Origin of the sequence: Pseudomonas sp. LPB4.O, assembly GCF_038383825.1 — a bacterium.
Lineage (GTDB): Bacteria > Pseudomonadota > Gammaproteobacteria > Pseudomonadales > Pseudomonadaceae > Aquipseudomonas > Aquipseudomonas putida.
In genome coordinates this window covers 2,351,068-2,363,797 of sequence record NZ_CP151298.1, presented here as the reverse complement: position 1 = coordinate 2,363,797, position 12,730 = coordinate 2,351,068, and the positions used below count along the sequence as shown (strand labels likewise).

At 63.7% G+C, this 12,730-nt stretch carries 16 protein-coding genes; 10 read left to right on the top strand and 6 right to left on the bottom strand.

The annotated features are described in order from the left end of the window. Complete coding sequence (locus MRBLPB4O_RS10565; RefSeq protein ID WP_341798871.1) at window positions 1-327, bottom strand: hypothetical protein; 327 nt, start codon at window positions 325-327, stop codon at window positions 1-3. A gap of 526 nt (window positions 328-853) precedes the next feature. Here MRBLPB4O_RS10565 and pbpG point away from each other — a divergent pair. Then, a complete protein-coding gene (pbpG, locus tag MRBLPB4O_RS10560; protein ID WP_341798358.1) occupies window positions 854-1,780 on the top strand; it encodes a D-alanyl-D-alanine endopeptidase in 927 nt (308 codons plus the stop codon). 86 nt (window positions 1,781-1,866) lie between these two features. Here the strand turns inward: pbpG and MRBLPB4O_RS10555 are convergent, their stop codons facing one another. Beyond that, window positions 1,867-2,313 carry a hypothetical protein gene (locus tag MRBLPB4O_RS10555; RefSeq protein WP_016499103.1) on the bottom strand — a complete coding sequence of 149 codons (447 nt, stop codon included), beginning with the start codon at window positions 2,311-2,313 and terminating at the stop codon, window positions 1,867-1,869. Window positions 2,314-2,486: 173 nt separating this feature from the next. Between MRBLPB4O_RS10555 and MRBLPB4O_RS10550 the strand changes: the two genes are divergently transcribed. From MRBLPB4O_RS10550 to MRBLPB4O_RS10510, 9 genes are all read left to right on the top strand, one after another. Beyond that, on the top strand, window positions 2,487-3,821 hold the full coding sequence (locus MRBLPB4O_RS10550; protein WP_341798357.1) for a SidA/IucD/PvdA family monooxygenase: 1,335 nt from the start codon (window positions 2,487-2,489) through the stop codon (window positions 3,819-3,821). Between the two features lie 176 nt (window positions 3,822-3,997). Beyond that, on the top strand, window positions 3,998-5,191 hold the full coding sequence (locus MRBLPB4O_RS10545) for a PepSY domain-containing protein (protein WP_341798356.1): 1,194 nt from the start codon (window positions 3,998-4,000) through the stop codon (window positions 5,189-5,191). After that, complete coding sequence (locus MRBLPB4O_RS10540; protein WP_341798355.1) at window positions 5,188-5,727, top strand: thiamine pyrophosphate-binding protein; 540 nt, start codon at window positions 5,188-5,190, stop codon at window positions 5,725-5,727. Before MRBLPB4O_RS10545 ends, MRBLPB4O_RS10540 begins: the two co-directional genes overlap by 4 nt. Continuing rightward, window positions 5,724-6,044 carry a hypothetical protein gene (locus MRBLPB4O_RS10535; protein ID WP_341798354.1) on the top strand — a complete coding sequence of 107 codons (321 nt, stop codon included), beginning with the start codon at window positions 5,724-5,726 and terminating at the stop codon, window positions 6,042-6,044. The genes MRBLPB4O_RS10540 and MRBLPB4O_RS10535 overlap by 4 nt, the downstream gene beginning before the upstream one ends. Next, on the top strand, window positions 6,041-6,610 hold the full coding sequence (locus MRBLPB4O_RS10530) for a DUF6162 family protein (protein ID WP_016499098.1): 570 nt from the start codon (window positions 6,041-6,043) through the stop codon (window positions 6,608-6,610). The genes MRBLPB4O_RS10535 and MRBLPB4O_RS10530 overlap by 4 nt, the downstream gene beginning before the upstream one ends. A gap of 16 nt (window positions 6,611-6,626) precedes the next feature. Further along, entirely contained in the window at window positions 6,627-7,529 is a 903-nt protein-coding gene (locus MRBLPB4O_RS10525; protein WP_341798353.1) for a metal ABC transporter substrate-binding protein, read from the top strand. Further along, a complete protein-coding gene (locus MRBLPB4O_RS10520) occupies window positions 7,526-8,275 on the top strand; it encodes a metal ABC transporter ATP-binding protein (RefSeq protein ID WP_338744402.1) in 750 nt (249 codons plus the stop codon). The genes MRBLPB4O_RS10525 and MRBLPB4O_RS10520 overlap by 4 nt, the downstream gene beginning before the upstream one ends. Then, window positions 8,272-9,171: a metal ABC transporter permease gene (locus MRBLPB4O_RS10515; RefSeq protein ID WP_016499095.1), complete on the top strand. Its 900-nt coding sequence runs from the start codon at window positions 8,272-8,274 to the stop codon at window positions 9,169-9,171. Before MRBLPB4O_RS10520 ends, MRBLPB4O_RS10515 begins: the two co-directional genes overlap by 4 nt. Then, on the top strand, window positions 9,168-10,031 hold the full coding sequence (locus tag MRBLPB4O_RS10510) for a zinc ABC transporter substrate-binding protein (RefSeq protein WP_341798352.1): 864 nt from the start codon (window positions 9,168-9,170) through the stop codon (window positions 10,029-10,031). Before MRBLPB4O_RS10515 ends, MRBLPB4O_RS10510 begins: the two co-directional genes overlap by 4 nt. A gap of 63 nt (window positions 10,032-10,094) precedes the next feature. Here MRBLPB4O_RS10510 and MRBLPB4O_RS10505 read toward each other — a convergent pair whose 3' ends face one another. The 4 genes from MRBLPB4O_RS10505 to MRBLPB4O_RS10490 are packed head-to-tail and all read right to left on the bottom strand — an operon-like array spanning window position 10,095 to window position 12,720. Then, a complete protein-coding gene (locus tag MRBLPB4O_RS10505; RefSeq protein ID WP_341798351.1) occupies window positions 10,095-11,147 on the bottom strand; it encodes a DUF1615 domain-containing protein in 1,053 nt (350 codons plus the stop codon). 26 nt (window positions 11,148-11,173) lie between these two features. Beyond that, entirely contained in the window at window positions 11,174-11,725 is a 552-nt protein-coding gene (locus MRBLPB4O_RS10500) for a hydrolase (protein WP_341798350.1), read from the bottom strand. A gap of 57 nt (window positions 11,726-11,782) precedes the next feature. After that, complete coding sequence (locus MRBLPB4O_RS10495) at window positions 11,783-12,502, bottom strand: alpha/beta fold hydrolase (RefSeq protein ID WP_341798349.1); 720 nt, start codon at window positions 12,500-12,502, stop codon at window positions 11,783-11,785. Continuing rightward, entirely contained in the window at window positions 12,499-12,720 is a 222-nt protein-coding gene (locus tag MRBLPB4O_RS10490; RefSeq protein WP_016499090.1) for an MbtH family protein, read from the bottom strand. Before MRBLPB4O_RS10490 ends, MRBLPB4O_RS10495 begins: the two co-directional genes overlap by 4 nt. Between the last annotated feature and the right edge of the window lie 10 nt (window positions 12,721-12,730).

The following is a 12,730-nucleotide window of genomic DNA, read 5'->3' as shown; positions in this document are numbered from 1 at the left end:
TCAATCTGGAAACCTTGGCGCTTGGCCAAGGGCATAGCGGCCCACCTCATCGCATCCTGACGCGCCCTCGGCAGCGATGCGACGAGCTTGAGCCACTCCCCTAGCAAGCATCCTCGTCATCGACTCGCCTGGCTGAGAGGTGTATGCCTCTTCGTATAACGCCATCCCTGACCGCGCATAAATCCCCAAGAACATCTGCGTCCCGCCAGGTCGGCAAAGCCTCACCCGAACATCAATACGAGTGCCGTCACTCAGTGTTTCTTCATGACTTTGGTGGTGCAGTGTCGGGTCAGCCCAAGCCCAGTACACGTGGCCCCTCATTCGCATAAAGCCCTCCTTCATCGCCGGCTGGTGGTTGGTGTAACCCGGACTGGCAGACCCCTTCATTTGGAATTAGGCCTATCCAACTAGCTTGACCACTGGCCACGAACGAAAGCTCCATTTTTTTACCCCACTGCCCTCTATTCACTACCGCGCTGCGAGGCCTGCCGTGGTTGTGGCCATGCGCTGCAGTGTATGACGAAGTGGTGGACAGGAACCCGGCGGCATCGATTGAATTGCCGCGCAAGAAATAGAAGCAGGTAGACCCCTTCACGCTCGAAGAGGCAGAGCCCTTGATCCAGTGGATGCACGATAACTTTTCCCGGTGCAACCAGGTGTTCGCGGCGTTCTACGAGCGAAACTGGAAAAGAACGTAATTGGTACAGAATTGGTAAAGGATTAAATTTCGTTCACCTTACGCCCTTTAGTCATAAGGCATTCGACAGCAATTCAGCCATACTCCAGAATGTATCGGTTTTTGGGGAAAACCCTTGCACAGCCAACGACATACCAACTTTTAGTGAGCCTCAACGTGAAAACATCCCTGTCCATCCTCAGCCTGCTGCTGTTGCTCACAGGTACCGCGACCCTTCCGTCGACTGCTGCTGCACAACCCCCGGCCCAAGTCCAACGTGACCCGTCCAAGTTGCATCTGGCTTCAGGCAGCGCCCTGCTGATCGACCTGAATACCAACCAGGAGCTGTATTCGAGCCACGCCGACCGCGTGGTGCCGATCGCTTCGGTAACCAAGCTGATGACAGCGATGGTGGTGCTGGATGCCAAGCTGCCCATGGATGACATGCTCACCATGACCATTGCCAACAACCCGGAAATGAAAGGCGTGTATTCGCGCGTGCGCCTGGGCAGCCAGCTCGACCGCCGCGAAACCCTGCTGATTACCCTGATGTCGTCGGAAAACCGTGCCGCCAACAGCCTGGCCAACGCCTACCCCGGCGGCTATCCGGCGTTCATCAAGGCGATGAATGCCAAGGCCCGCAGCCTGGGTATGGCACATACCCGCTACGTAGAGCCGACCGGCCTGTCGACGCAGAACGTGTCCACCGCCCGCGACCTGGCCAAATTGCTGATGGCTTCGCGCAAGTACCCGATGCTGAGCGAGTTGTCGACCACCCGCGAGAAGACCGTGGCCTTCCGCAAGCCCAACTACACCCTGGGCTTCCGCAACACAGACCACCTGGTAAACAAAAGCAACTGGGACATCAAACTGACCAAGACTGGCTTCACCAACGAAGCCGGGCACTGCCTGGTGCTGTTGACCCGCATGGACAACCGCCCGGTGGCCATGGTCATCCTCGACGCCTTCGGCAAGTACACGCACTTCGCCGATGCCAGCCGCATGCGCCAGTGGCTAGAGACCGGTGCCGCCAAGCCGGCACCGGCAGTGGCCATGCAGTACAAGAGCGACCGGCAGAGCAAGGGGCGCTTGGCGTCCGAATAACCGCCTGTATCTGGCGCTGTGTGTAGGAGCGGCCTTGCGGCCCATCGCGACGCAAGGCCGCTCCTACAGGTTGTTGCGTAAGACAGTCAGGCCGTGGCGCTGACCATCCCGCCCGAGCTGCTGCCACCCTCTTGCTGCAACAGCTCCAGCAACTGCGCCGTGGCAGCCATGATCTGCCCATTGATGGTGGCAATGCTCGCCTGCTTGGCGCCCACCGCAGCCGCCTTGGCAGCGTCATCCATCTTGCTGTTCTGCAATGCGGCCAACTGCTTCTGCTCCTCGACAAGCTGCTTCTGCAGGTCCTTGATCAGCTGACGCAGCTCGGTTACGGCCTCGGACTCACCACTATCTTCACTGTCCGTAGGTTGCGCCTGGCTACCCGCAGAAACCTTCATGCTATCGCTACTGATGCTCAAGGGGCCCAGTGCCTCGCCAGCCTGTTTTGCCTGTTCGCGTTCGGTCGTTGCGTTCGCGCTCAGCGTCTGCGCTGAAATGCCATTGATCATCAGGTTGCTTGCCGTGATGCCGCTCATGTCGATTCCCTGCCGAAAGATAGGTCCTTGCCGTAACCACCCTATCGGCCCCCCCTCGCAGTTCTTTAGCCCGCTTAAATTCCCCCGCGACTGGCTCGTTCCAACACATGTACTTGCGCAGGAGCCGGAGCCCCGGCGGGCGTCCATATTCGACCATTCAGGGAATCGCAGCCATGAGCCAGTCCTCACAGCAGGAAACCATCAAAGATCTGATCGGCGTGGGCTTCGGCCCTTCCAACCTGGCCTTGGCCATTGCCCTGGAAGAACTCGCCGAGTCCCAGGGCCATGCCCTCGACGCACTGTTCATCGACAAGCAGCAGGACTACCGCTGGCACGGCGAAACCCTGGCCACCCAGAGCGAGCTGCAGATCTCGTTCCTCAAGGACCTGGTGTCGTTGCGCAACCCCACCAGCCCCTACAGCTTCGTCAACTACCTGCACCAGAAGCAGCGCCTGGCCGACTTCATCAACCTCGGCACCTTCTACCCCTGCCGCCTGGAGTACAACGACTACCTGCGCTGGGCCGCCGAACACTTCGCCACCCAGGCGGTGTATGGCCAGGAAGTGCTGCGCATCGAACCGGAGGTGCAGGCTGGCCGGGTCGAGCACCTGCGCCTGGTCTCGCGCGACGCCCAGGGCCGCGAATACAGCCGCCGCACCCGCTCAGTGGTGGTCGGCAGCGGCGGCACGCCAAAAATCCCGGAAAAGTTCGGTGCCTTCAAGGACGACCCGCGGGTATTCCATCACTCCCAGTACCTGAGCAGCCTAAATAAGCTGCCGTGCACCGCCGGCAAACCGATGCGCATCGCGGTGATCGGGTCGGGGCAAAGCGCCGCCGAGGCATTCATCGACCTCAACGACAGCTACCCGTCGGTCAAGGTCGACATGATTCTACGTGGCTCGGCGCTCAAACCCGCAGACGACAGCCCGTTCGTCAACGAGATCTTCTCGCCGGACTACACCGACCTGGTCTACAACGAACCGGCCGACCAGCGCAGCAAACTGCTGGGCGAATATCACAACACCAACTACTCCGTGGTGGACCTTAACCTGATCGAACGTATCTACGGCATCCTGTACCGGCAGAAGGTCGCCCACCAGCACCGTCACAACGTGCTGTGCCGCCGCCAGGTCGAAGCCGTTGTGGCTACCCGCGAAGGCCTGGAACTGACCCTGCGCGACCTCGCCACCGGCCAGCAGCAAACCCACCGCTACGACGCGGTGATTCTCGCCACCGGCTACGAGCGCCGCTCGCACCGTGACTTGCTGGCACCGCTGGCCGGTTACCTGGACGACTTCAGCGTCGACCGCAACTACCGAGTGCTGGCCAGCCCCGACCTGCAGGCCTCGGTGTACCTGCAGGGCTTCTGCGAGAACAGCCACGGCCTGAGCGACACGCTGCTCTCGGTGCTGCCGGCCCGCGCTGCGGAAATTGGCCGTGCGCTGTACCAGGACCTGGCGCAGCTGCACGGCAAACCGCAACCTGCCGTGGCCCTGACCCGCGCCTGACCCCTCTGCAACATCTCCTTTCAAGGCCGGCTGACGCCTCGCGCGCAGGCCGGCTTTGCGCTTAGAAACATTTGCTTGCATTTAAAACGGCAGGTTTTCAATTCTCATTCGTCCTTATCAGTACAGCCCTCTTTGGTTGGGCACACGCTCGACCACCCAATGCAGAAGACCGTCTGATGGCCAAATCACCGAAAAAATCCAAATCCAGGCTGTGGTTCCTGGTCCATAGCTGGCTCGCCCTGCCGATCTGGTTCTTTGTGCTGATCGTCTGCTTTACCGGCATGCTCGCCGTGGTCAGCCAGGAAATTGTCTGGCTCGCCAACTCCGATGTGCGTGCCAGCAAGCCCTACGCCGACGCCGAGCGCCTCAGCTTCCAGCAGGTGCTGGACGCCATGCACAAAGCCGATCCGGACATGGTCGTGGAGTCGCTCAGACAACCCGACGGCTCTCACTTTGCCCTCACGGCGGATGTGACATTGCCAGACGGCACCAGCCCGACGCTGTACGTCAACCCGTACACCGGCGCCATCCAGGGCAAATCCCCCGACTTCAACTTCGAAGGCTTCACCCGCGCCCTGCACGGCTGGTGGCTGGTGCCCTTCACCAACGGTTTCAGCTGGGGCTGGTACCTGGTGTCGATTCTCGGCTTGCCCATGCTGGCATCGCTGGTGACCGGGCTGGTGGTGTACAAGAAGTTCTGGAAGGGCTTCTTCAAACCGGTACGCACGGGGCATGGCTCGCGCATCTTCTGGGGCGACCTGCATCGCCTGGCGGGCGTCTGGTCGATCTGGTTCATTGCGGTCATTTCCATTACCGGTACCTGGTTCCTGATCCAGGCAATCCTGTTCGACAACCACATCACCATTTCCAGCCGGCCCATCGTGCCAGTGATCGCCCGCGAAGATGTGCCACAAACACCCGATGGCAGCCCTGCCCCGCGCATTGACATTGATGAGGCAGCGCGCATCGCCGGCCTGGCCATCCCGGGCCTCGAAATCAGCTTCGTTTCGTTGCCGTCCACCGCTTACAGCCATGTTTCAATGGGCGGGCGCGGTTGGTATCCGCTGATGTTCCAGAGCGCCCACGTCAACCCTTACACGCGCAACGTCGACAGCCAGTTCCTGCTCAGCGACCGCTCGACGCTGGAGTTCGTCACCGAGTCCATGCGCCCCTTGCACACCGGCGACTTCGGCGGCCTGCCGATCAAGCTGATCTGGTTCTTCTTCGGCCTGGTGCTCACCCTGATGGTGTTCAGCGGCTTGCTGATCTGGACCAAACGCACCGCGCAGGCCACCGCCGCCGCCCTCAAGCGCAGCGAACGCACACCCCGCGCTGCGCGCGCCCAGACCTCCCTGGAGACCCAACCATGAGCCACGCCCAGGCCGTGCCCGCCCGCCCACTGAAGCAATGGTGGCTGAAGTGGCGTTTTCACCTGAACATCCTGTTGATCCTGGTGCCGCTGGGCTTCATGCCCAAGTATTTCAACGACGCAAAGCTGTTCCGTGGCGACGCCGGGCTGGGGGCCAACATGATCACCGGTATCCAGGCAGGCCCCTATACCCTGGACCTGGCTGAACTGCGTGACGAAGCACCACGCCAAGACGGCCCGGCTGGCAATTTCAAATCCTTCAACGCGGCGCTATGCAAAGCCTGCATCAATGACGTCAAGGCCGTTTACCTGCGCATAGGCAAACCGCGCAGCCTGCGTGCCGCCGGCACGATCTTCTTCGGTGCGCCTTATCGCATGGGCACCAACCTGCCCATCCCGCCCCGCACCAAACCCGACGCACAGATCTGGATCACCCTGGAAGGCTGGGACGGCAGCATGCACCAGGCGTCGGTCCCCCTGGCCAAAGCATCGCCAGCCACCGTGGCCTGGCTCGAAAAACAAGGAGGCAAGAAATGAAACAGCTGATGCGATCCCTCGCCCTGCCCTTGCTGGTGCTGGCCGCCGGCCCCGCCCTGGCGCACAACCCGATGTGCGAATGCGAAGAAACGGCCGGCGGCCAGGTCAAGTGCACCGGCGGTTTCTCGGACGGCAGCGGTGCCCCGGGGGTGACCCTGGATGTGATCGGCTATGACGAGCAAGTGCTGGTCGGCGGCAAGCTTGGCGACGACTCGACGCTCACCTTCAAGCGCCCGGACGGCGAGTTCTACGTGCTGTTCGATGCAGGCCCCGGGCACGTGGTTGAAGTCGACTACGCCGATATCGCCCAGCCATGAGCCGCGCCCAAGTGATTCGCCCGGCCGGCGCCGGGCACGAAACCCTGTACGTGCTTTTGATCAGCCTGCTGATTGTGGTGCTCGCTGCCAGCGTAGTGCTGCTGCGTGGCGAGCGCGAAGACGAACAGACCATCGCCAGCCACCAGATCGACGCCCGGCGTGACCTCACCGCCGCCGAACAAGGCCTGTACACCGACCTGCGGGTGGCCTTCGACGAAATCCAGCTGTTGCGTGAAGAAAACGCTGCCGTGCCTAGCGTGCAGGCCCTGGCCGAAGAAGGCCTGCCACCCTTCGTGGTCGATGCCGGCAGCCAGAGCCGCGGCGGCCACCAATGGTCGTGGCTGGAGCCCGGCGCTTACCTGGGCCGCAGCCAGGCCCCGGAAGTCGCCGGCAGCCTGCTGCTGATCCTGCCGGCCGACAGCACTGGCCAGGCCGATGTCTGGCTGCGCCGCGACAGCGCCGCCATGACCCCGGACGACCTCGGCCAGGCGGCCCTGATCGCCGCTGGCTGGCAGCAGGTGGTCAGCCACTACGACGCCGGGGTTACCCGCGAACACCGTCACTGAACCCAAGGACTTCCCCATGTTCCGCTCCGCCCTCGCCCTGCTCCTGGCCCTTGCCCTGCCGGCAATGGCCCTGGCCGATAACGGCAAGCCGCTGCGCATCGGCATCACCCTGCACCCCTACTACAGCTACGTGACCAACATCGTCGGCGACAAGGCCGAAGTGGTACCGCTGATTCCAGCGGGCTTCAACCCCCACGCCTACGAACCACGGGCCGAGGACATCAAGCGCATCGGCACCCTGGATGTGGTGGTGCTCAACGGTGTCGGCCACGACGACTTCGCCGACCGCATGATCGCCGCCAGCGAAAAGCCCGGCATCAACACCATTGAAGCCAACCAGAACGTGCCGTTGCTGGCGGCCACCGGCATTGCCGCCCGTGGCGCAGGCAAGGTGGTCAACCCGCACACTTTCCTGTCGATCAGCACCACCATCGCCCAGGTCAACAACATCGCCCGCGAACTGGGCAAGCTCGACCCGGACAACGCCAAGCTGTACACGCAAAACGCCCGCGCCTACGCCAAGCGCCTGCGCGGGCTGCGTGCCGAAGCCCTGGCCAAGGTCACCGAGGCGCCCAGCGCCACCTTCCGGGTTGCCACCATCCATGCCGCCTACGACTACCTGGTACGCGACTTCGGCCTGGAGGTGACGGCCGTGGTCGAGCCTGCCCATGGCATCGAGCCCAGCCCGGCCCAGCTGAAAAAGACCATCGACCAGCTCAAGGCCCTGGACGTGCGGGTGATCTTCTCGGAAATGGACTTCCCGTCGGCCTACGTCGAGACCATCCAGCGCGAATCTGGCGTGCGTCTGTACCCGCTCACGCACATCTCCTATGGCGAATACACCAAGGACAAGTACGAAGTGGAAATGAAGCGCAACCTCGACACCGTGGTCCGCGCCATCCAGGAGAACCGCGCATGACCGCCGCCGCCAACCTGGTGACGGGCTTCGGGCCGCGCATCGAGTTCGCCGGCATCGACCTGACGCTGGGCCGCACACGCATCCTGGAACAGGTCGGTTTCAGCGTGGCCGCTGGCAGCGTGCACGCCATCGTCGGCCCCAACGGCGGCGGCAAGAGCTCGCTGATCAAGACCCTGCTCGGGCAGATGCCGCATCAGGGCCAACTCACCCTGCATTGGCCAAGCGAACGCGAAGTGATCGGCTATGTGCCGCAGGCATTGGAGTTCGACCGCGGCCTGCCAATGACCGTGGACGACTTCATGGCCGCCATGTGCCAGCGCCGCCCGGCCTTTCTCGGCCTGTCGCGGCGCGTGCAACCGGCCATCGACGCGGCGCTGGCGCGGGTCGGCATGCTCGACAAGCGCAAGCGGCGCATGGGTGCGTTGTCCGGGGGCGAGCGCCAGCGCGTGCTGCTGGCCCAGGGCCTGATCCCCGAGCCGCAGTTGCTGGTGCTGGACGAGCCCATGTCGGCACTCGATGAAGCCGGTATCCAGGTGTTCGAGCAGTTGCTCAAGGGCTGGCGCCAGGCTGGCACCACCGTGCTGTGGATCGAACACGACTTGGAAGCCGTGCTGCGCCTTGCTGACCGGGTAACCGGCCTGAGCCGCAAGGTGCTGTTCGACGCCCCACCCGTCCAGGCCCTGACCCCGGAGCGCCTGCTCGGCCTGTTCTCTGTTCACCCGCGTAGCGAGAGCCTTGCCTCATGAGTTTTGAAGCATTTCGCCAACTGGTCCAGGAATGGGCTACCGCTGGTTACCTGCCCGAGGCACTGGCCTACGGTTTCGTGGTCAACGCCCTGCTGGCCGGCATGATGATCGGCCCGGTGCTGGGCGGCCTGGGCACCCTGGTGGTGGTCAAGCGCTTTGCCTTCTTCTCCGAGGCAGTGGGCCATGCCGCGCTGACCGGCGTGGCCATCGGCATCCTGCTGGGCGAGCCCTACACCGGCCCCTATGGCAGCCTGTTCGGCTACTGCCTGCTGTTCGGCATCTTGCTCAACTTCCTGCGCAACCGCACCGGGCTGTCGCCGGACACGCTGATCGGCGTGTTCCTGTCGGTGTCGCTGGCGCTGGGTGCCAGCTTGCTGCTGATGCTGGCTGGCAAGATCAACGTACACATCCTCGAAAACGTGCTGTTCGGCTCGGTGCTGACCGTCAGCGGCCAGGACCTGGTGGTGTTGGGCATCGTCGCGGTACTGGTGCTGGCCTTGGCGCTGCCGCTGTACAACCGCATCATGCTGGCCAGCTTCAACCCACAGCTGGCGGCCGTGCGCGGGGTGGCGGTGAAAACCCTGGACTACCTGTTCGTGGTGCTGGTGACCCTGGTGACCGTGGCCGCCGTGAAGGTGATCGGGGCCATCCTGGTCGGTGCGCTACTGGTCATCCCCGCTGCCGCCGCTCGCCTGGTCAGCCAGTCGCTCAAGGGCTTTTTCTTCCTGTCGGTGGTGATTGCCACCATCAGCACCCTGTTTGGCATCCTGCTGCCGATCGTTTTCGACCTGCCGGTGCCGTCAGGCGCCGCGATCATCCTGGTCGCCGGCATGTGCTTTGCCCTGGCCGCCCTGGCCCGCGCCCTCGTCCCCCGCCTGCAAGGAAACCCGGCATGAACTTCAAACGCCTGACCCTGACGCTGGCCCTGGCCGGCCTGCCGTCGCTGTCTTTTGCCACACAAGTGCTGACCACCCTGCCCGTCACCCACAGCCTGGCCAGCGCCCTGCTCGACGGCACTGCCGTACAGCTAAAACGTGCGGCGCCGGCCAACCTGCCGGCCAGCCGCCAGCCGTCGTACTTCAGCGGGCGCGGTGGGGCCAGCCTGGAAAAAGCCGCACAACAGGCCGACGCAGTGATCGGCGTGCGTTCGATCTGGCGTGACGACCCGCTGTACCCGATGGCCCGGCGCAGCAACATCCGCATCGTCGAAATCGATGCCGCACGGCCGGTGGATGGTGCGCTGCCAGGGATTGCGGTCTCGGGTGATGACGCCTATGGCGCCTACCCCTGGCTCAACCCGACCAACCTGGGGCGTATGGCCGATGTGGTGGCCAACGATCTGGAGCGCTTGGCCCCAAGTGACAAAGCGAAAATCCAGGGCAACCTGGCGGGCCTCAAACGCAAGTTGCTGGAGCTTTCGGCCAGCAGCCAGACACGCCTGGCCAAGGTCGACAACCTGACCGTGGTGAGCCTGTCCGAGCGGCTGGGTTACCTCGCCAGCGGGTTGAACCTGGACGTGGTGGAGCAGCCGCTGCCGGCCGAGTGGGATGCTGTCGCGCTCAAGGCATTGGAGGAAAATCTGAAAGCGCAGGATGTGGCGCTGGTGCTGGACCACCGACAGCCGGACGCGGCAGTGGCCGAAGTGATCAAGGCAGCCGGGGCGAAACTGGTGGTGGTGGAAAGTGACCCTGACGATGCGTTTGCAGGGTTGAAGGCCAGTGTCGACCAGGTGGTTGGGGCATTGGGCGAAAGCTGACGGTGCCTGCTCTGGCCTCTTCGCGGGTCTACCCGCGAAGAGGCCGGCACAGGCAACACATGACTAACGCTTCATGCACCGCTGATAACGCTCATCCACCCGCCCGGCAAACCATGCCGTGGTCAGCTTGCGGGTGATCTTCGGGCTCTTCAGCTCGATCCCCGGCAATACCGCCCGTGGCACCGGTTTACCGGCCTTGGCATCCGCCAGGGCAAATACTCCGCTGTACAGTTTGCTGTCTTCGAACGCCAGGCTGTCGCCCTCCTCCAGCTGGCTGCGAATCTGCGGGTTACGCAGCCCCAGCTTCACCCCCAACTTTCTCGCGGCCTGCTCGGTGGTGCCTGGCATGATCGCCCCCGGTGCAATCAGGTCGCCGTCCAGGGCAAGCGGCACGCCGGTCGCCTTGCTCAATGCCGCCTGGAACGCCGCGTTGCGGCTGGCGTACCAGCCTGCGTTGAAGTCGGCAAAACGGTACAACTGGCGTTCATAACTGGCCGGGTAGCCCAACAGGTGGGCAATACCGAAATACATACCGCCGCGCCGGGTGAACACTTCCTGGCGAATCGTGCCGTCATGGCTGTAGGGGTAAGCCTGCGCATGCTTTTCGGCGAAGTCGATGCTGACCTGCATCGGCCCGCCGGTGTGCACCGGGTTCAGCCCGCCCAGCAAAGTCTTGCCCAGCGGCACACGGGCAATGACCTCGTCATACAGCTCGCTCAGCTGCTTCTCGCTGCGCACTGCCTGCAAACGCTGCTGGTAGCTCTGGCCGTTGCCCGAAGGTGTTTTCAGAGCGCCGTCGACCAGCAGCCTGGGAATATGCAGGCGTGCGGCACGGCGGTCGATTTCCTCACGGGCGATACGCCCCAGGTTGGGCACCTGCGGGTCGGCAGTGAAGGTCGACTCTTGCTCGGTCACCGCCAACACGGCGCACAGGTTGCTTTTACTCGGTGCAATGCGCTGGGCTTCGAATGCCACTTGAATGTCCCTGGCCCAGCCCTCGCGGTCCCTGGCCTGCGCAGGCAGCAACCGCAGCAGCTGGGCGCGGACCTTGGCCGGGTCTGCTTCCGGTGCTTGTTCACGGCGCCCGGCACAACCTTGCAGCAGCGCCAGGGCCATCAACCCGGCAGCCAGTAACCGGCCGTTCAGGGCTGTTCACCGACCAGGTAGGTTTTGCTGATGTGGCGGAACAGCGGGTGGCTAGCACTGCCCATCAATTCGAACAGCACCATCTCGCGGGTCACCACCTGGGCCCCGGCAGCACGCATGCGCGCCAGCCCCGCCGCCTTGCTGGCCGGCGTGCGGCTGTCGCAGGCATCCTCGACCACGAACACCTGCTTGCCCAACGCCAGCAGGCCAAGCACCGTCTGCAGCACGCAGACATGGGTTTCCATACCACAAACGATCACCTGCTCCCGCGCCATCAGGCTGGCCGGCAGGCACTCGGCGGCCACGCAGGAAAAATGGCTTTTTTCCACCACTTCGGCTGCCGGGGCTGCGGCCAGAAGATCCGCCACGGTATGCCCCAGCCCCTTGGGATACTGCTCGGAAATCACCGTCGGCAACTCCAGCTCGGTAGTCGCAGCCAGCAACCAGCGCGCCCGTGCCCGGGTGCCCTCGGGGTCGCTCATGGCGCCGATGAGTTTTTCCTGGATGTCGACGACCAGCAGCGTGGCCTTGTGTGAATCGATCAGCATTGTCCGCCCCTTGCCTGGGAAAAGGCCTAGCCTCCCCCAGGCAAGCGGTGACGTCAATCAGGCAGAAAGCCGAAGCGGTTCCAGCGAAGCAGTCAGCGCGCCGAGCACATGGTCCTCCTGCTCATGGATGAAGAAGTGGCCGCCGGGGAACATCCGCAGCGAGAACTCGCCGTGGGTTTCCTGGCGCCAGGCCTGCAATTGCTCGTCGCTGGCCCGGTCATCCGCGCCGCCCAGCACGTGCAGCGGGCACTGCAACGCCGGTCGCTGGCGGTAGGCGTAGGTGCCGCAGAGCAAAAAGTCCGCGCGCAGGGTCGGCAAGGTCAGGCTCATCAGCTCCGCATTGGCCAGCACTTCCTCGGGCGTACCCTGAAGCTCGCGCAACTCGCTGATCAGCTCGGCGTCACTCTTGGGCTCGCGCCAGCTCTTGCCGTCGTAGTCCTCACGACGCGTGGGCGCCGCCGTGCCGCAGGCGAACAGCGCCAAGGGTGGCGGGCAGCCCAATGCCTGCAGTTCATGGGCCAGCTCGAAGGCCAGCAGCGCGCCCAGGCTGTGCCCAAGCAGCGCATAGGGGGCATTGGCCGCCAGGCGCTGCTCGCTGGCCAGTTGCCGGGCCAGGGCTTGCATGTCGGTGTGCAGCGGCTCGGCCATGCGCGCACCACGACCGGGCAGCTCCACCGGGCGTACTTGCAGCCAGGCTGGCAGCTTGCGCCGCCAGCGGCTGTAGACCATGGCGCTGGCCCCGGAATACGGAAGGCACAGCAGGTTCAGGGCAGTCACTGAGTAGCGGCTTCGGCCATTTTCTGACGCAGGCTCAGCGGGCGCATGTCGGTCCACACCTCGTCGATGTAGGCCAGGCAGTCCTTTTTCAAACCACTCTTGCCCACGGCACGCCAGCCGTTGGGGATGGCCTTGTAGTCCGGCCAGATCGAGTACTGCTCTTCGTGGTTGACCACTACCTGGAACTGAATATCGTCGCGGTCGAAAACGGAAGTCATTGCCTGTCTC